Annotated in this window: 15 protein-coding genes; 7 read left to right on the top strand and 8 right to left on the bottom strand. The window is 65.8% G+C overall.

The window, feature by feature from the left end:
- Nucleotides 1-39: 39 nt before the first annotated feature.
- From prfA to NHH88_02265, 5 genes are all read left to right on the top strand, one after another.
- A complete protein-coding gene (prfA, locus tag NHH88_02285; protein ID USX14643.1) occupies nucleotides 40-1,116 on the top strand; it encodes a peptide chain release factor 1 in 1,077 nt (358 codons plus the stop codon).
- Between the two features lie 136 nt (nucleotides 1,117-1,252).
- Complete coding sequence (locus NHH88_02280) at nucleotides 1,253-1,726, top strand: disulfide bond formation protein B (protein ID USX14642.1); 474 nt, start codon at nucleotides 1,253-1,255, stop codon at nucleotides 1,724-1,726.
- A complete protein-coding gene (gene prmC / locus NHH88_02275; GenBank protein USX14641.1) occupies nucleotides 1,723-2,562 on the top strand; it encodes a peptide chain release factor N(5)-glutamine methyltransferase in 840 nt (279 codons plus the stop codon). The genes NHH88_02280 and prmC overlap by 4 nt, the downstream gene beginning before the upstream one ends.
- A 237-nt stretch (nucleotides 2,563-2,799) precedes the next feature.
- On the top strand, nucleotides 2,800-4,398 hold the full coding sequence (gene gshA / locus NHH88_02270; protein USX14640.1) for a glutamate--cysteine ligase: 1,599 nt from the start codon (nucleotides 2,800-2,802) through the stop codon (nucleotides 4,396-4,398).
- Nucleotides 4,399-4,419: 21 nt separating this feature from the next.
- Nucleotides 4,420-5,463, top strand: a complete 1,044-nt coding sequence (locus NHH88_02265; GenBank protein USX14639.1) for a histone deacetylase family protein — start codon at nucleotides 4,420-4,422, stop codon at nucleotides 5,461-5,463.
- Between the two features lie 165 nt (nucleotides 5,464-5,628).
- On the opposite strand, the gene NHH88_02260 is transcribed toward NHH88_02265, so the two are convergent.
- The 6 genes from NHH88_02260 to NHH88_02235 all read right to left on the bottom strand — a co-directional run bounded on the left by NHH88_02260 (nucleotide 5,629) and on the right by NHH88_02235 (nucleotide 14,490).
- Nucleotides 5,629-6,714 (bottom strand): beta-lactamase family protein, encoded by a 1,086-nt coding sequence (locus NHH88_02260; GenBank protein USX14638.1) that lies wholly within the window; start codon nucleotides 6,712-6,714, stop codon nucleotides 5,629-5,631.
- Between the two features lie 109 nt (nucleotides 6,715-6,823).
- Nucleotides 6,824-9,265 (bottom strand): sulfite reductase flavoprotein subunit alpha, encoded by a 2,442-nt coding sequence (locus NHH88_02255; protein ID USX14637.1) that lies wholly within the window; start codon nucleotides 9,263-9,265, stop codon nucleotides 6,824-6,826.
- On the bottom strand, nucleotides 9,262-11,367 hold the full coding sequence (locus NHH88_02250) for a TonB-dependent siderophore receptor (GenBank protein USX14636.1): 2,106 nt from the start codon (nucleotides 11,365-11,367) through the stop codon (nucleotides 9,262-9,264). Before NHH88_02250 ends, NHH88_02255 begins: the two co-directional genes overlap by 4 nt.
- Nucleotides 11,368-11,453: 86 nt before the next feature.
- On the bottom strand, nucleotides 11,454-12,323 hold the full coding sequence (bla, locus tag NHH88_02245) for a subclass B3 metallo-beta-lactamase (GenBank protein ID USX14635.1): 870 nt from the start codon (nucleotides 12,321-12,323) through the stop codon (nucleotides 11,454-11,456).
- A gap of 2 nt (nucleotides 12,324-12,325) precedes the next feature.
- Nucleotides 12,326-14,113, bottom strand: a complete 1,788-nt coding sequence (gene blaOXA / locus NHH88_02240; protein ID USX14634.1) for a class D beta-lactamase — start codon at nucleotides 14,111-14,113, stop codon at nucleotides 12,326-12,328.
- Complete coding sequence (locus tag NHH88_02235) at nucleotides 14,110-14,490, bottom strand: BlaI/MecI/CopY family transcriptional regulator (GenBank protein ID USX14633.1); 381 nt, start codon at nucleotides 14,488-14,490, stop codon at nucleotides 14,110-14,112. The genes blaOXA and NHH88_02235 overlap by 4 nt, the downstream gene beginning before the upstream one ends.
- Before the next feature lie 261 nt (nucleotides 14,491-14,751).
- Between NHH88_02235 and NHH88_02230 the strand changes: the two genes are divergently transcribed.
- Nucleotides 14,752-15,177, top strand: a complete 426-nt coding sequence (locus tag NHH88_02230) for an organic hydroperoxide resistance protein (protein ID USX14632.1) — start codon at nucleotides 14,752-14,754, stop codon at nucleotides 15,175-15,177.
- 95 nt (nucleotides 15,178-15,272) lie between these two features.
- The gene (locus NHH88_02225; protein ID USX14631.1) at nucleotides 15,273-15,725 is read left to right on the top strand and encodes a GNAT family N-acetyltransferase; all 453 of its coding nucleotides are present in this window, start codon (nucleotides 15,273-15,275) and stop codon (nucleotides 15,723-15,725) included.
- A 20-nt stretch (nucleotides 15,726-15,745) separates the two neighbouring features.
- On the opposite strand, the gene NHH88_02220 is transcribed toward NHH88_02225, so the two are convergent.
- Together NHH88_02220 and NHH88_02215 are read right to left on the bottom strand one after the other, a co-directional pair.
- Nucleotides 15,746-16,999: an ATP-binding protein gene (locus tag NHH88_02220; GenBank protein ID USX14630.1), complete on the bottom strand. Its 1,254-nt coding sequence runs from the start codon at nucleotides 16,997-16,999 to the stop codon at nucleotides 15,746-15,748.
- Nucleotides 16,989-18,350: a sigma-54 dependent transcriptional regulator gene (locus NHH88_02215; protein USX14629.1), complete on the bottom strand. Its 1,362-nt coding sequence runs from the start codon at nucleotides 18,348-18,350 to the stop codon at nucleotides 16,989-16,991. The genes NHH88_02220 and NHH88_02215 overlap by 11 nt, the downstream gene beginning before the upstream one ends.
- Nucleotides 18,351-18,536 lie beyond the last annotated feature (186 nt).

The raw sequence follows: 18,536 nt of genomic DNA, 5'->3' as shown, positions 1-18,536 counted from the left end.
CGGCATCCGCTTCACCCCTCACAGAATACCGAATACGCTATGAAACCATCCATGCTGTCCAAGCTCGATCAATTGGCCAACCGCCTGGTCGAACTCGATGAACTGCTGATGTCCGAAGGCGCGACCAGCAATATGGACGCCTACCGGAAAATGACCCGCGAGCACGCCGAACTCGGTCCGCTGGTCGCGCTGTACAACTCCTACCAGGAAGCGATCGGCGACGGCGTCGCCGCGCAGGAGATGCTGTCCGATCCCGAGATGAAGGAGTTCGCGCAGGACGAAATCGAAGCGTCCAAGGCCCGCATGGCGGAGCTGGAAATCGAGCTGCAGAAAATGCTGCTGCCGAAGGACGCCAACGACGAGCGCAACATCTTCCTCGAAATCCGCGCCGGCACCGGCGGCGACGAATCGGCCTTGTTCGCCGGCGACCTGCTGCGCATGTACACCCGCTTCGCCGAGCGCAATCGCTGGCAGGTGGAAGTGGTGTCGGAATCGGCGTCGGACCTGGGCGGCTACCGCGAGGTGATCGTGCGCCTGGTCGGCAACGGCGTCTACGCCAAGCTGAAGTTCGAATCCGGCGGCCACCGCGTGCAGCGCGTGCCGGCCACCGAAACCCAGGGTCGCATCCACACCTCCGCCTGCACCGTGGCGGTGATGCCGGAGGCGGACGAAGTCGAAGACGTCAACATCAACCCGGCCGACCTGCGCATCGACACCTTCCGCGCCTCCGGCGCCGGCGGTCAGCACATCAACAAGACCGATTCGGCGGTGCGCCTGACCCACTTGCCGACCGGGATCGTGGTCGAATGCCAGGACGACCGCTCGCAGCACAAGAACAAGGCGCAGGCGATGAAGGTGCTGGCCGCGCGCATCAAGGACGTGCAACTGCGCGAGCAGCAATCGAAGGAAGCGGCCACCCGTAAGAGCCTGATCGGCTCGGGCGACCGCAGCGAGCGGATTCGCACCTATAACTTCCCGCAGGGCCGCATGACGGACCACCGCATCAACCTGACCTTGTACAAGCTGGACTTCATCATGGACGGCGACCTGACGGAGCTGACCAACGCGCTGGCGGCCGAGCACCAGGCCGAGTTGCTGGCGGCGCTGGGCGATTAACCCGCACAGCCGGGCGGGGTCGTACCCCAAGGGGTACGACCCCAGCTTGGCGGTGCGGGTTAAGATTAAGAGCCGCCTAAGACCCCGCTCCCGGTGATGTGCGAAAATCACGCGATATACAAAAACGGATAACAACATGAACCAGTCCCGCTCCCTGCTGCTGTTTATCGCCTTCGCCAGCTTCGGCCTGATCGCCGTCGCCCTGTATCTGCAGCATGGCCTCGACATGCTCCCTTGTCCGCTGTGCGTGATCCAGCGCTACCTGTTCCTGGCGATCGGCTTCGCATCGCTGATCGGCGCCTACATCAGCAAGCCTAAAATCGGCGCCGGCGTCGGCCTGCTGGCCGCGCTGGGAGGGTTGTACTACGCCGGCGACCACCTGTACGTGCTGGCCAATCCCGGCCTGTCGTGCGGCATCGATCCGATGGAGACCTTCCTCAACAAGATCCCCACCGCCACTTACCTGCCCTTCCTGTTCAGGGCCGACGGCCTGTGCGAAGACGCGCTGGCGCCGTGGTTCGGCCTGTCGATTCCGCAGTGGTCCTTCATCTGGTTCGCCTTCTTCGCCCTCGCGCTGGCGTGGGCCCTGCTGCGACGCCCGCGCGCATGATCGAGCGACTCGACGCCATCGGGGCCGGCGTCACCGTCGGCGCGCTGCAAATCCAGTCGCTGCTCGATGCGCTGGATAACCGCATCCTGTTGTGCCACGCGCTGGGACTGACCCGCGTTAGCCTGATCACCCAGTCCGAACGGGCGCTGGACGCCGACGAGGCACAGCGCTTCGCCGCGCTTGTGCAACGCCGCCTGGACGGCGAACCGATCGCCTACATCGTCGGCCAGCGCGAGTTTTTCGGCCTGCCATTTGAAGTCAGCGGTGCGGTGCTGATCCCGCGTCCCGACACCGAACTGCTGGTCGAGCTGACCCTGGATCGCCTGCCGCCTTCGGGCCGTGTGCTCGACATGGGCACCGGCAGCGGCGCCATCGCCGTCGCCCTGGCCCACACACGGCGCGACGCCGCCGTCACCGCCCTCGATGTCAGCGAAGAGGCGCTGGCCGTCGCGCGCCGCAACGCCGCCGCCAACGGCGCCCGCGTCACCTTCCTGCAAAGCGACTGGTACGCGGCGCTGGACGGCCTGCCGCCGTTCGACGTCATCGCCTCCAACCCGCCCTACATCGCCAGCGGCGACCGTCATCTGTCCGAGGGCGATCTGCGCTACGAACCGGTGGGCGCGCTGACCGACCACGCCGACGGCCTGTCGGCGCTGCGCATCATCGTAGCCGGCGCCAAGGCGCGTTTGAAGCCCGGCGGCTGGCTGCTGATGGAGCACGGCTACGACCAATCGGCGGCCGTGCGACAGTTATTATCCGAACAAGGTTACACCGACGTGCAAAGCTGGACCGACCTGGCCGGCATCGAGCGCGTGACCGGTGCGCGGGCGCACTGAAAGGCGGCCCTTCCCTGCGGTATCGTGGCTTTGCGCTACCCTCCGAACTATTTGATAAACTAGCAAGCGATATATCTATCGGCGGCGCATGCACGGCCGATTACGGCGTTCCGCCTAATCCGCCCTACGTGTTTCCTCGAGGACGGCCGAGTTTTGGCCGCCGCCGACGCGTTTGCCCGTTTTCGGTTAATCTCGCACCTCACAGTTTGTTTGATGCAACACGAAAGGAAGATCCAATTGTCCAATCTACTGACTCGCCGCCTGGCACTGCTGGCCAAGCCAGAGCACCGCGCGGTGCTCGGCGGCTTGCGTGGCATCGAGCGCGAAACACTGCGGGTTGACCGGAGCGGCCACCTGGCCGCCACGCCGCATCCAGTGGCCATGGGCTCGGCCCTGACGCATCCGCAAATCACCACCGATTATGCCGAGGCGCTGCTGGAGTTCATCACGCCGGCCGAAAAGGACATCGCCACCACCATCGAAAAGCTCGATGGCATCCACCGCTACGCCTACAGCAAATTGGGCGACGAGCTGCTGTGGAGCCAGTCGATGCCATGCCAGCTGCCCGGCGAGGAAGACATCGAGATCGCCTGGTACGGCAGCTCCAATCTGGGCACGCTCAAACATGTGTACCGCCGCGGCCTGGCCCTGCGCTACGGTAAAGCGATGCAGTGCATCGCCGGCATCCACTACAACTACTCGCTGGACGAACGCCTGTGGCGCGTGCTGGCGGAGAATGAACCGTCGGAAAAGCGCCTGTCGAAAAAGGGCTACCAGTCGGAAGCCTACCTCGCGACCATCCGCAACTTCCGCCGCTACAGCTGGCTGCTGATGTACCTGTTCGGCGCCTCGCCGGTGCTGTCGACCGGCTTCCTGCGCGGCCGTCCGCACAAGCTCGAAACGCTGTCCGAGGACACGCTGTACCTGCCCTACGCCACCAGCCTGCGCATGAGCGACCTCGGTTACCAGAACGACGCGCAATCGGGTCTGAGCCCGCACGAGAACTGTTTGGACAGTTACGTCGCCGCGCTGACCAAGGCCGTCAACCAGCCGTACGCGCCTTACGCGGAACTGGGCACCAAGCGCGATGACGAATGGATACAGCTCAGCACCAACGTGCTGCAGATCGAAAACGAGTACTACTCCACCATCCGTCCGAAGCGTGTGATCCAAACCGGCGAACGGCCGATCCAGGCGCTGTGCGCGCGTGGCGTGCAATACATCGAAGTGCGCTGCATGGACGTCGACCCGTTCGAACCGGTCGGCATCAGCGTCGAAGCGGGCCGCTTCCTCGACGCCTTCCTGCTGTTCTGCGCGCTGGAGGAAAGCCCGAAGATCACGCCGGAGGAAAGCCTGCGCCACACGCGCAACTTTGCCCGCACCGTCAAGGAAGGCCGCCGTCCGGGCCTGATGCTGACCAACGACGACGGCGACATCGGCCTGCAAAGCTGGGGCGCCGAACTGCTCGAACGTATCCGCCCGGCGGCCGAGTTGCTCGACTCGCTGCGCGGCGACAGCGCCCATGTCGACGCAATGGCGTCGCAAGCGGCCAAGCTGGCCGACGCCAGCCTGACGCCGTCGGCCAAGGTGCTGGCGACGTTGCAAGCCAACGGCAAGTCGTTCGCCGCCTTCGGCCTGGCGCAGAGCGAAAAGCACGCCGCCTACTTCCGCAGCCATCCGCCGAGCGCGGACGAGGTGGCGTATTTCGACGGCCTGGCCGCCGTCTCGCTGGCCGAACAGGCCGAAATGGAAGCCGCCCCGCAAAGTAATTTCGACGACTACGTCGCCGCCTACCGCGCCAGCAATCTGTGCCACTCCACCGTCGACTGCGACTAACCACAAACCTTCGAGACACCCGTGCTCACCTTCTACAACGAGCTGCATGCCCAGCACCGGGGACGCTACGAGATTTTTCGCGGCGAGATGGTGCCGTGCTTCGAAAAGCCGGAGCGGGCCGACTCGGTGCTGGCGGAGCTGGGCCGGCGCGGCCTTGGCCGCATCGTCACGCCGCACGGCGTGCCGTTGATGTCGCTCGAACGCATCCACACGCCGCGCTACCTGCACTTCCTGCGCACCGCGTGGAGCGAATGGCTGGCGCTCGATCCGGCCAACGCGCAGAAGGACGCCTTCCCCGCCGTCTGGCCGGTGCGCACGCTGCGCGACGACATCGAACCGGATAACTTCTGCGCCAAACTCGGTTTGTACTCGATGGACAGCGGCACGCCGCTCACGGCCGGCACCTGGACCGCCGCCAAGACCGGCGCCGACTGCGCGGTCAACGCCGCGCACGCGCTGCGGCTGGGGGAGCGCGGCGCGTTTGTGCTCAGCCGCCCGCCGGGCCACCATGCCGGCGCCGATTTCTTCGGCGGCTACTGCTTCCTGAACAACGCCGCGCTGGCCGCGCAGCACATGCTCGACGACGGCGCGAAAAAGGTCGCCATCATCGACATCGACTACCACCACGGCAACGGCACGCAGAGTATTTTCTATGGGCGTGACGACGTGTTGTTCGTGTCGATACACGCCGATCCGCGTAGCGAGTATCCGTTTTATCTGGGGCATGCGGATGAACGGGGCGAAGGCGCGGGCCAGGGGTTCAATATGAACCTTCCGCTGGCGGCGGGCAGCTCGGTCAAGGCGTGGTTCACGGCGCTGGAGACGGCCTGCATCCGCATCGGCGGCTTCGCGCCGGACGCGCTGGTGGTGTCGCTGGGCGTGGACACCTTCGCCGGGGATCCGCTGTCGCGCTTCGCGCTGCAAAGCGCGGATTATCTGAAAGTGGGCGAGCGCCTGGCGTATCTCGGCCTTCCGACCGCCTTCATCTTCGAGGGCGGCTACGCGGTCAAGGAGCTGGGCACCAACGTCGTCAACGTCCTCGAAGGCTACGAGACCGCGCTTTAGGCGCCGGCGGCTCACACACGGCGGATTACGGCGTTCCGCCTAATCCGCCCTACGTAGATCCAAGGTATGCGTTGGCCGCAGGGTAATCGAGGAGACACGTAGGGCGGATTAGCGTGGCGTAATCCGCCATTCGGCGAGCCGTCGGCGACACCAACCGGTGGCGCCTCACTTCATCGCTTTAAAAACGTAATCGGTCAGCAGCTTGTCGGTGATCGCGTGCGGCGAGCGGACCTGGAAATTGGTCGTCGTGATCACCGCCACCATGCGTTGCTCCGGCATGATCACCACTTTGTTCCCGCCGCTTCCCTGCATCATCACCGTGCGGTAGGTCTTGCCTTCCAGCGGGAAGCTCTTGATCCACCACCAATAACCATAATCCGTGCTGTCGTCGACCCGCACGTGCGGCGCCATCGATTGCCGCACCCACTGCTCCGAGATTACGCGTTTGCCCTGCCAGATGCCGCCATCGAGATACAGCTGGCCGAGCTTGAGCAGATCGCGGCTGCGCAAAGCCAGCCCGCCGCCCGTCATCGCCGTCCCCGCAGGCGTGTATTGCCACTGAAGTTTGCTGATGCCAAGTGGGTTGAACAGGGTGCGTTGCGCAAAATGGTCGACTTTCTCGCCGGTGGCCTTCTCCAGCAAAGGCCCCATCAAGGTCGGACCGGCGGTGCAGTAAGAAAAACTGCGACCGTACGGAGAGTCCTTAGGCTTCGGCGTCCAGGCGGGGAAACCCTTGATCGGCAGGTCCAACGCGAACTGGGTCCAGTCCTCGATCAGGTACATGCTCTCCTCGTTGCCGCGCGAGTACTGGTTTTGATCGTCGCATTCGAGCATGGAGCTCATGCTCAGCAAATCTTCGATGGTGATCCTGGCTTTGCGCGGATCGGGATAGCGCACCGGCTGCCGCTCGGGAAAGAAGGCGAACACCGGCGCCGCCACGCCGGACAGGCTGCCCTTGTCGATCGCGATCCCCACCAGCATGTCGGTGACGCTCTTGGTCACGGAACGCGTGTTGCGCAGGGCGGCTTCGCCCTCGGCGTCGAAGTAGGCCTCGTAGACCAGCTTACCGCCGCTGGCAATCAGGATGCTAGTGATCTGCTTGAAATCACCCTTGCGCACCGCCGCGTCCATGGCCTCCAGCGATCGCGGATCGAGGCCGGCGTCGGAGGGCGTGGCGTAGCCCCACTCCTCGGCAGCCATGGAGGCCGTCGTCACGCCTGCCAACATCAAGGAAACAAGAGTTCTGCGCATATAAACCCCATCCTGTCATGAAAGCCGCAATTTGAAAGCCGCGTTAAATCACGTAGGGCGGATTAGCGCAGCGTAATCGGCCAAGAGCCGTCGACGGCTCGAGACAAGATCAGTATACATCGCGGCGATAGCGGCCCGTCTCGATCAGATCGTCGAGCGCGGCGCGGCCGATGATTTCCTCCAGCGCGGCTTCGACGCCGCCGGCCATGCCCTGCAAACTGCCGCAGACATACAGCACGGCGCCGTCGGCGATCCAGGCGCGCAAAGTATCGGCCTTGGTACGCATGCGGTCCTGCACATACTCGCCGCCAGAGACGTCGCGCGAGAACACCAGGTCGAGCTCCGGCAGGAAACCGCGTTCGCGGTAATCGCGAATTTCGTCCGCGCAGATGCTGTCGAACTCGCGCTGGCGCTCGCCGAAAATGAGCCAGTTGCGGCGCACGCCGCCGCGCACGCGCGCGCGCAAATGCGAACGCAGCCCCGCCATGCCGGAACCATTGCCTATGTAAATGCTCGGCAGCGGCTGCGGATGCGCGTCGAACGAAGGATTGGCCACCAGACGCACGCGCACCGCGTCACCCAGTGCGGCCTGCGCCGTCAGCCAGCCGGAGGCCAAGCCCAAGCCCTGTTCGTGTTTGACCTGGCGCACCAGCAGCTGCATGCCGCCGTCCGACGGCAGCGACGCCAGCGAGTAGCGGCGCGGCGCGATGGCCTGGCGCTGCTCGTCGCTGGCGCCTTCCGGCGTGTAGTGGCCCGGCCAGATGTCGACCAGCGCGCCCGGTTGCCAGTTGGCGGCCGCTTCGGCATCGCCGGTGCACAACGTGATTTCGTAGAGCCCATCGCCGACGCTGCCGGGGTTGAGCAGTTGGCGTTCCATCAGCGTCCAGTTAGTGTAATCCGACTCCGCCACCGCCGCCGACAGCGACACCTCGGCCGAATCGCCGCCGATCAGCTCACGCAAGGTGTGCGACCAACGCGCCAGGGCCCCGGCGTCGCCGTTATCGACTTCGATCATCGGATGCAGCGGCCGCGCACCCATCACGCGCAGGCGCTGGTCCAAGGTCTGGCCGAAGCCGCAGAACTGCACGTAATTACGGTCGCCCAGCGCCAGCACCGCGTACTGCATGTGCGCCAGTTCCTCCGCCGCCGTTTGCAGCAGGCGGCTGAAGCGGCGCGCGCCGTCCGGCGGTTCGCCTTCGCCGAAGCTGCTGGCGACGAACAGCGCGCGCCGGTACTTGACCAGCTGCGGCGGCGTCAGTTTTTCCAGCGAATGCACGTGCACCGGAACGCCGGCCTTTTGCAGGGCGGCCGCGCTTTGCAGCGCAAGACGTTCGGCCTGGCCCGTCTGGCTCGCGTAGGCCATCAGCACCGGCTCCAAAGCGTCATCGGTGGCGTTGGCGCCGGCGGCGGCGGCAAACTGCGCGCGCTCGGCCTGCGCGATGCGCTTCTGGCGGCGGCGGTTCAGGTACAGCATCCAGCCGGTGATCGCGAAGCCCGGCAGCGCCAGGCTGGTAAGGAACATGAACAGACGACCGGGCAAGCCGAAATACGTCCCCATGTGCAGCGGATAAATCGTCGACTGCGCGCGCGTGCCGACCGCCATGTCGCGATACGGCTCGTTCTTGATCATGGCGCCGGTCTGCTGGTTGACCGACATGCGGCCGCGCGCACGCACGTGCGGCGCGTCGTTGGCCACCCACAGGATCTGGATCGGCTGCGTGGCGCGCTCCGGCGGCCGCAGGAAGGCCATTTTCCAGTCCGGCGCGGCCTGCTGGAAGGTCGCCCAGCTCGCGGTGAGGTCGGCCTGCTCGGCGGCGGCCTTCGGCGGCTTCACCCCTTTCGGCTTCGGCGCGGTCGCCACGCGCGGCGGACGGGTGGTGCCCAGCCAGCCGTCGACGGTGTCCCGCATCACGTCGAAGCTCCAGTACAAACCGGTCAACGTGAAGACCACGTACGCGACCAGCGCCCAGGTGCCGGCCACCGAGTGCAGTCCCCACAGGAAGGAGCGACCTTTGAGGCGCGTGTCGAAGGTCAGCCAGGTGCGCCAGTCGAGCGCGCGGCGCGGCCAGCGCAGATATAGTCCGCTAAGCGACAGCCCGAGAAGGCAGATCGCCAGTATGCCCAGCACAATGCGGCCGACGTCGCGCGGCAGCAGCAGGTGGCGGTGCAGCGACTCCACCCATTCGAAGGCCTCGTCGTAGTGCAGTGGCGGCAGCAGCGCGCCGGTGTAGGGGTTGAGATAAATCGTTTCGCCATGCTCGGCGCCCGGCGCCGGCGCCATGGTCACGCGCGCGGTGGTCCCCGGTTCGGTGTAGACGATGATGCCGGTGATGCGCGCGTCCGGATGCAGTCGCTTGGTCGCTTGCGCGAGTTGCGGCGGCGCCAGCACCGGCGCCGCCGGCTCCACCGGCACGTGCATCACGCCCGGATTCAGCAGGTCCAGTATCTCCTCGCGGAACGCGAGGATAGCGCCGGTAAGCCCGATCAGTATCAGGATCGTGCCGGCGGTAATGCCGACAAACCAGTGCAGCTGGAACCAGAGCTTTTTCACAGATCGACCTTCACGCCCAGTTTAATCAGGCGCGGCGCGCCGGAGCTCAGGCGCGTGCCCGCGCCGGCCCAGTACTCCTTGCCGCCCGCGTTTTCCACATTGAGCTGCACGCTGGTGCGCTTGCCCATGACCGTCGTCACATAGCGGCCGCCGACGCTGAACAAGGTGGCGCCGCCGAGGAAGGCCTGGTTCAAATCGTTGACCGGACGGCTGCCGGTGTAATACGCGCCGCCGTTGAACGACAGGCCCGGCACCGCGTCGAGTTCATACGACAGGAAGGCGCTGGCGGTGCGCTTGGCGGCGTTCTCCGGCAGTTTGCCGTTGTAGGCGGCGCCAATGTCGCGGAACTCCGGATCGATGAATTGGGCCGAGGTTTGCCACGACAATTGCGGCGTCAACTTGCCCTGGGTGGACAGCTCCAGGCCACGGAAATGCTGTTCGCCGTCGGCGCTGTAGATGTTGGCGGTGTTGGTGTAGTAGCCCGGACGATTGATCTCGAACAGCGAAGCCTGCACCAGGGTGCCGCCGGCGCCCGGCATGCGCCAGCGTGCGCCCAGTTCCTTCTGGCGGCTCACGCCGGGGGCCAGGCGCTGGTTGGCGTTGGCGGTGCCGGTCGGCGCGGTCTCGCCTTCCTCAAGGCCCTGCGAGCCGGAAACGTAGAACGACAGGTCGTCGGTATATTTGTAGATCAGCGCCGCCATCGGCGTGGTTTTGCTCACGTCGTAATGGTTGGTGCCCTGGTCGCTCTTGTACTTCACGCTGCGCACGCCGGCGACGGCCTGCCAGTTCGGCGAAAAGGTCATGCGGTCGATCGCGTAGGCGCCCGAGTCGCGCGTCTCCAGGCCGGCGGTGGTCGGCGTGGTGGAATAGGCGCTGACGGTGTAGTTGGTAACGGGCGTCGGGTTGTACAAATTCTGCGACGGAATCGTGAAGGTGGCCTGGTAGATCGGGTCCTGTCCCTTGTCGGTGCGGTTCACGCCGAAGGTGACGTCATGCTTGACCGGGCCGGTGGTCACCGTGCCCGCCAGTTCGGCGCGCAGCATGGTCGAATCGAGCACGCTGTGTTGCAGGTTGCCGGTGATGCGGCCGGCGCCGGTGGCGATGGCGGCGTTGTTCGTGAAGCGGAAGATCGGCAGCGCGCGGTCGCGCGCCGTTTCCGAGTGGCCGCCTTCGACGGTCAGCGCCCAGTTGTCGCTCAGCGCATAGTCGGCGCGCAGCAGCGCGTTCTTGGTCTCGGTCTCGAATTTGGCCCAGTCCGGGCCGATCAGGCGTTTCGGATCGACGGTCGCCGGCAGGGTGATCACGCCGTTGACGGCGGTCGGCAGGGTGATGCCCACTTGTTCGGTGACGCGGCGCTTGTCGTATTCCAGGTCGGCCGCCAGGCGCAGGCGCGCGTTGACGCGCCAGTCCAGCGCCGCCGAGATGAAGCGGCGGTTGCCGTTGCCCACATCGTCCAGATAGCTGCCCAGGGTGCCGCCGGCGGCGTTGATACGCACGCCGACCTGCTGCTGCTCGCCGAAGCGGCGCGCGACGTCGGCGGTGGCCACCGCAGTGCCGTTCTGGTCGACCGTCATGCCCACCGTGGTCACCGGCGTGGCGCCGGCGCGCTTGGTGACGAAGTTGACCACGCCGGCCGGCGACGTGAAGCCGTAGTACAGCGCGGTCGCGCCCTTCAAAACTTCGACACGCTCCTTGTCCTCCATCGGCACCTGGCCGAAATTCATGATCGGCAGCGAGCCGTTGAGGCGATAGTTGGTGCGGTTTTCCACCGCGATGCCGCGTATGACCAGCTGGTCCCAGGTCTCGCCGCCGTTTTGCTGGCGCGTGACGCCAGCAGTGTTGCGCAGCGCGTCGTACAAACCACCGGCCGCCTGCAGCTCCAGCACTTCGCGCGTGACGACGTTGACCGTCGACGGCACTTCCATGATGTCGGCGCCACGGAAGCTGCCCGCTTCGACCGTCGTCGGCACGAAACCGTCGGCCCGCGCGGCCGTCACTTTGACGGTCTGCAGGATTTTTTCATCGGTCTCCTGCGCCAGCGCGGCGGATGGAAAAGCGGCGCACAGCGCGAGGTAAACAGGAACGAGACGAAGCTGGGACATGAGTGGACAAGAAGGCATCAAATTGAAAGGATGCCGTCATTTTACTAGATAATGAGAATGATTATCAATTCCCACTATCCGCTGCCCTATTTCCCCGCAGCCTCCGCCGCCAGCGTTTTATTCAGCCGCTCGGTGCCCGCCTGCGCATAATCGCGGCATCCCTGGCGGTCGATAAAGGCCGCGTTGCCCAATTTGGCCTGTTTGGCCTGGCGCTCGAACAGGTCGGAGACACCGGGATGCGCCGAGATCAGGATGTCGCAGTCCAGCCCCGCCACCGTGGCGATCGATTTTTTGATATCGGCCAACGCGCTCGGATACGACTTGGAATCGCTGTAGCGGAACGGCTTGGCGGTGAACGCGTTCAGGCTGTCCGCATACACCATGGCCGCGCCCTTGCCGTTCTCGGTGGAGCGCCAGGTCCAGCTCACGCCGCCCTGCGTGTGGCCCGGCGTGTAGCGCGCCGTCACCGCCAGCGGCCCGAGCTTGACCACTTCGCCATCGGCCACGGCGCGGGTATTGGCGACCGGCTTCATCGCCGGCAGCTCGCCATATTGCGGATCGCCCTTGCTCGGCTGGCCGCTGCGCAGCACCTTTTCGCCCTGCACGCTGGCCAGCACGGTCGCCCCGGACAGTTTTTGCAATTCGCTGATGCCGCCGGCGTGGTCGAAGTGGTCGTGCGAGTTGAGAATGAACTTGATGTCCTCCAGTTTGAATCCCAGCTGGCGGATATGCTGCGCGATCATCGGCGCCGACTCGGGGCTGCCGCCGTCGATCAGGATGTGGCCCTGCGGCGACGTGATCAACACGGCGCTCAGGCCGCGCGTGCCGACGTACCAGGTGTCGCCGAACACCGCGAACGGCTCCTGCGGATCGTTCCAGTCCTCGGCCATGGCAGGCGCTGCGAACAAACCTGCGGCAAACACCGCCGACAGCATCAAACTTTTCATACTTTGCATAGTCATTCCTTTGGTGGATAAAGCTTGTCCAGGCGCGCCGGCAGCTCGCGCAGCACGGCGGCGCGGGCGCGGGGGCCGCCGACGCCGCCGTTCTGCGTGTGGTCCAGGACCAGATGCGCGAACACCACGGTGCGATCGCCTTTGCTGGCCCAGCCGACATACCAGCCGTATTGCATCTCGCCGGCGCCGCCGCCCTCCACCCGCACCGGCGACGCGGTCCCGGTTTTCCCCTGGACGGTCCAGCCGTTGGACAGCGTCACCGGCGCCATGATCCGCGACGTCATCTCGTAAGCCTGCGGCGACAGCGGCAGCTCGCGCCGCACCATCTTGCGCAGAAAGGCCACCTGCTCGACCGGCGAAATCTTCAGACTCGAGCCGACCCAGGACAGCGACAGGCCGTTGTCCTTGCCGGCGTCGCCGGAGAGGTCGCGGTTGCCGTAATCGAAGCCGTCGATGTAGCGCTTGAAGCGCTCCATGCCCAAGGCGGCCGTCACCTGCTGCGCGAACCACAGCACCGAGTTCTTGAACCACAGCGTGGGATCGGTGTCCTGCCGCCACGACTCGTTGTAGTCGGTATAGCCGGCCTTGAACGGCATCATCGGCGTGTGCGCGTCGGTCAGGATGCCGCTGTCGTAGCCCATCAGGCTGACCACGATGTTGAACGTCGACGCCGGCGTCACGCGCTCGTCGCAGCGGCCTTCGTTCGCCAGGGTGGCGCCGGTGGCCGCGTCGGACATCGTCAGGCAGCTGAACGGCTGGCGCGAAGCCGCCGCCGACTGTGGATCGATGCGCCATGCCAGCGCCGGCTGAAACGCCAGCGTGACGAGGAAGATGCCGGCCAATCCGGCCAGCGCCCCAAGCCGCAGCCACAGCGAGCGCCCGGCGCCGGACGGCGCGCGTATCAAGCCGATGCGGGCGGCCAGCTGCCGCGCTCCAACGCTGCCGAAAGCGAGCGCCGTCTCGACGCCCGCTCCTTGCATCTTCAACTGCGCCAGCAGCGCCGCAGCGTAAGCCTTGCGCTGGGCCGGCGGACGGCCGCGCAGCACCTCGCGGTCGCAACCCAGCTCCTGCGCCCACGACAGCCGCCCGCGCAGCATCCGCATGAAGGGATTGAACCAGAACAGCGTTTGCAGCAGCAGGCCCGCAGCCATCCATTGCAGGTCGCGCCGGCGCAAATGCGTCACCTCGTGCTCGATCATCATCTGCCGTTGCAGCGGATCGAAGCTGCACAGATGCGTGGGCAGCAGCAGACGCGCGCGGAAAAACCCGTACAACATCGGCGAGATCGGCGCGTCCACCTCGATCACTTCGGCGTCGCCGGCCAACGTGCCGGGAACGCTGCTGCCCGACGCCGACAAACCGCGCAGGAAGCGCCCCGCTTTCCACAGCCGGAACGTGGCGTAGCCCAGGCCGGACAGATACACCACCAGCCAGGCGCTGGCGCCGACGGCCAGCCAGGACCGCCCCGCCGGCCGCACATCCGTGCTCCACTCGGCGCCCGTCGCGGCGGTCGAGGGCGTGGATTTGCCCGGCGCGGGCGCGGCGGCCGTGGCCGGATTCGGCAGTTCGATTTGCGGCACCACGCGCAGTCGTTCGCTGTGCGGCAGCATCACCACCAGGAAGGCGGCGGCGACGGTGACCTGGCCCAGCAGCCAGATCGACCGTTGCGACGCCAGCGCGGGCAGGCGCCGGCCCAGCACCGCCAGCATGGCCCACACGCCCAAGCCGGCGGCCAGGCAGCCGGCGCATGCCAGCAAAAACCGGTAAATCAGCAGATCGTCGAAGCTCATGGCGCGTCCGGCTCGTCTGGCCAGTCCTTCAGCAGTTGTTCGAGTTGCGCCAGCTCGTCATCGTCGACCAGCTTGCTGCCGGTGAACATATTCACGGGCAGGGGGCCGTCCATCTCCATCACCCGCTGGCCGAAATCGCGCGCGAACGCGGCCAGGGTGCCGACCTTCTCCAGCACCGCCGTATAAACTTGCACGCCGTGCACGGTGTGCTGGGCGAGCGATCCCTTGTCGAGCATACGCTCGAGCGTCTTGCGGGTCGAAGAGAACGACCAGCCGAGCTCGTCTTCTATGTGCTGGTGGATTTCGCGCGCGCTCAGCGGCTGCTGCTTCCACAGCGCCTTGAGCACGGTTAGTTCGGTGATGGATGGGATGGTCATGGCGGCCCCTGTGTGACTAATGCCACCATTGTGCGACATTAGTCACATATACGTCAACGCATCGGATAAAAAAATTCCTATGAAATAGCTTGCTATTCAATCGCACACTATGTATAGTTCTCACATCGGCGCTGCAAACGACAGCGAAGCGTAGTAGATTAGCAAGCTGTCGCGCTGGATGGTAGATCGCTAGCGATTAGATAGTTTGTTAGATTTGTAGTCCAACGATTTGTACTTCAACTTACTGAAAAGGAATTCATCATGTCGATCGAAAAAGTACTGTACCGCGCAACCGCAAAAGCCACCGGCGGCCGTGAAGGCAAAGCCGTCTCCTCCGACGGCGTGCTGGACGTCAAGCTGACCACCCCGAAAGAACTCGGCGGCGCCGGCGCCGTCGGCACCAACCCGGAACAACTGTTCGCGGCCGGCTACTCGGCATGCTTCCTGGGCGCGATGAAATTCGTCAGCGGCCGTGACAAGATCGCCCTGCCGGCGGACGTTTCGATCGAAGGCACGGTCGGCATCGGCGCCATCCCTACGGGCTTCGGCATCGAAGTGGAACTGAAAATCTCGCTGCCAGGCCTGGACCGCGAGAGCGCGCAGAAGCTGGTCGACGCCGCCCACATCGTGTGCCCTTACTCGAACGCCACCCGTGGCAACATCGACGTGACCCTGACCATTCTGTAATCGCCGCGTTCAGCGATTGACGGTCCCGAGGCCGGCGCCCACCAGCGCCGGCCTTCTGCATTACAATCATCGTTCATCCCTTACAGAGATACGCAATGATTGAGTGGCATTGGCTGGGCTTTGACGACATCCCCCGCGACGACTGGTACGAGGTGCTGCGCCAGCGCCAGGACGTGTTCATCCTCGAGCAAACCTGCTTGTATCCCGATATCGACGGCTACGATTTGGACAGCCATCACCTGATGGCGTGGCGTGAGATCGACGGCAAGCGCACCCTGGTCGCCTATCTGCGCTGCCTGCCCCCCGGCTTGAAGTACGACGAGATGTCGCTGGGCCGCGTACTGACCACGCGCGCCGCGCGCGGCAGCGGCATTGGCCGCGAGCTGCTGGCCAAAGCCATTCCACTGGCGGAGGCGCTGCATCCCGGCCACCGGTTCCGCATCGGCGCCCAGGCCCACCTGGAAAAATTCTACGCGAGCTTCGGCTTCAAAACGGTCACCGAACCGTATGACGAAGACGGCATCATGCACATCGATATGGTGCGCTGACGGTTTGCTAACCTGCGGCTTTAGAACGTCAGCATGAACCGCGCGCCCTCGCCCACCGAGCGCGCGTAACGCACCGTGCCGCCATTGGCGTGCACCAGATGGCGCACCATCGCCAGCCCGATCCCCCTGCCCTGTTTTTTCGTCGAGAAGAACGGCGTGAAGATGTGCGCGGCCAGCGCTTCCGGAACCCCGGGACCATTGTCGGCCACCTCGATACGCAAACGGCTGCCCCGGCTCAAACGTGCGCTCACCACCGCGCGCGGCGGACGGGCGCCACCGGCCATTGCCTCGGCGGCGTTCTTGAGCAGGTTGATCAGCGCCTGCTCCAGCTGTCCCGGATCGATCATCACCTCCAGCGACGCCGGTTCCACCGAAAACACCACCTGTCCGCCCAGCGCCTGCCACTGCGGCGCCAGCAGCGCGGCCAAGCGGTCGAACAAATCCTCCAACTGCACACGCTGCGGCTGCGCCTGGGGCACCGTCGACAGGCTGCGGTAACTGCCGACAAAGTCGACCAGGCTGGCGGCGCGGCGGGCGATGGCGTCCAGCGCGATGCCCAGATCGGCGTGGATATCGGCGGGTAGTCCGGCGCTGGCCTCGTCGAGCAGGCCGCAGGCGGTGCGCGACAGCGATGCCACCGGCGTCAGGGAATTCATGATCTCGTGCGTGAGCACTTGCACCAGCTCGCGCCAGGCGTTCAACGCCTCCGCTTCCAGTTCGCTTTCCACCGGCATCAGCGCGGCCAGACGCTGCGCGGAACCCTGCACCGACAACGCCGAGATGGCGACCAGCGCGCGCTCGCCACCGCGTTCGGTGTCAAAGGTGATCAACCTGCGCTGGCCGACCGGCTGCGCCGCCAGCAGCTCGTGCAAATCCTGCGGCGCGCTGGCGCGGCCCGGCGCCAGCAGCCTGCGGGCGCTGGCGTTGAGCGGCGCGACCTGCCCGGCGCCGCTGGCATGCATGATGCGGAACAGCGCGATGGGCGCGTGCTCCAACCGCGCCTCCAGCGCCAGCACGTTGGCGGCAAGTTCGTTGTGCCGGGAACCGGGGGCCATGTCGGCGCTGGCGCATTGAGGCTCCATGCGCGGGACGCGCGGTCCGAGTTTTCGCAGACATTGCCACAACGTGCATAGCGGCGCCAGCGCAAGCGTCGCGCACAGCACGATGCGGCGCGGCTCCGGCGTGGCCGACAAGGCGTCCGCCGCGACGGCCAGCGCCAGCAAAGCGAGCACGCTGGCCGCGACGCCGAACTTGAGCGCGCGCTCAGATGCCATGTTTGCCCAGCTTGCGGTACAAGGCGGCGCGGCTGATGCCGAGCGTTTTGGCGGCGTGGCTGATATTGCCGTTGAACTGGGCCAGCGTGCTGGCGATGGCTTCGCGTTCCAGGGCGTCGAGGGTCATGTCTCCGGGGACCAGGGCGGGGCCAACGCCGGCGCCCTCGTTGGCGGCGACGATATTGACGACGGACGGCGCGGCGCAAAGACCGAAATCGTTCAAGCCATATTCCGTCCCCTGTCCAAGGATGACGGCGCGTTCGCACGCGTGGCGCAGCGCGCGCACGTTGCCGGGCCAATCATGCCGGTGCAGGCTGTCCATCGCCGTGCCTGCCACCTCGCGCACCGGCCGCTGATACTGCAGCTCATACAGTTTCAGATAGTGCGCGAGCAGCAAGGGGATGTCCTCGCGCCGTTCACGCAGCGGCGGCACGCGGATCACGATGGTATTGAGCCGGAACAGCAAATCCGGCCGGAAGACGGAGGGATCGAACAGGCGCGCCTCGTCCAGATTGGTGGCGCTGATGATGCGCACGTCGATCGCCTCCGGCCTGTCGGCGCCGATCGGCGTCACCTCGCGCCGCTCCAGCGCCGTTAGCAGCTTGGCTTGCGCCGCCAATGGCATGTTGCCGATTTCGTCAAGGAAGAGAGAACCGCCGCGCGCCGCCTGGAAGCGCCCCGCGCGGTCGGACTTGGCATCCGTGAACGAGCCTTTGCGATGGCCGAACAACTCGCTCTCGAAAGTCGATTCCGGCAGCGCGCCCATGTCCACCGCCAGCAGCGTGCCGGCCGCGCGGCGCGACAGCGCGTGGATGGCGCGCGCCACCAGCTCCTTGCCGACGCCGTTCTCGCCGAGCACCATCACATTCGCCTCGGTCGGCGCCACGCTGCCGATCAACGCCTTGAGCTCGCGCATCGCGGCCGACTCGCCCATCAGCTCTGGCGCCGCCGCCGACGATCCGCGCAGGGCCGCGCGCCGCGCCAGCGCCTGGTCGACGGCCGCCACCAGCCGCGCGTTGTCCCACGGCTTGGTGATGAAGTCGCCGGCCCCGCGCTTGAGCGCCTCGACGGCCAGCGGGACGTCGGCATACGCCGTCATCGCGATCACCGCCGGCGGACGGCCCTGGGCGCGCAACACATCGAGCAGCGCCAGGCCCTCGGCGCCATCGATGCAGCCGGGCGTGAAATTCAGGTCGAGCAGCACCACGTCGGGCACGCCCTGCGCCAGCAGCGCGGGCAAGCCGGCGGGATCGCAAAGCGTGACGACCTGGCCGTGACGGCGCCGCAGCAGCAACTGCGCGGCAGTGGCGACGTCGGGATCGTCATCGAGTATCAGTACGTAGGCGGACATGCAGGCATTCTAGCAGCGCTGGAGGGGCTGCGGACAAGGCAAAACCGCGCCGGCAAACCGCGCTGCATGCCGATGTCCAGTTCCGAACATCGCCCGGTGTTCGATATTGAACACCTGCGGGCCGCACGCATGCCAAAAACCTCTGTATCGCCGTTTTTTGCGCGTGGCACGTCCTTTGCTCTAAGG

This window comes from Oxalobacteraceae bacterium OTU3CAMAD1, assembly GCA_024123915.1.
GTDB lineage: Bacteria > Pseudomonadota > Gammaproteobacteria > Burkholderiales > Burkholderiaceae_D > Rugamonas.
The sequence above is the reverse complement of the archived record's forward strand: the minus strand, read 5'-3'. Positions and strand labels throughout refer to the sequence as shown.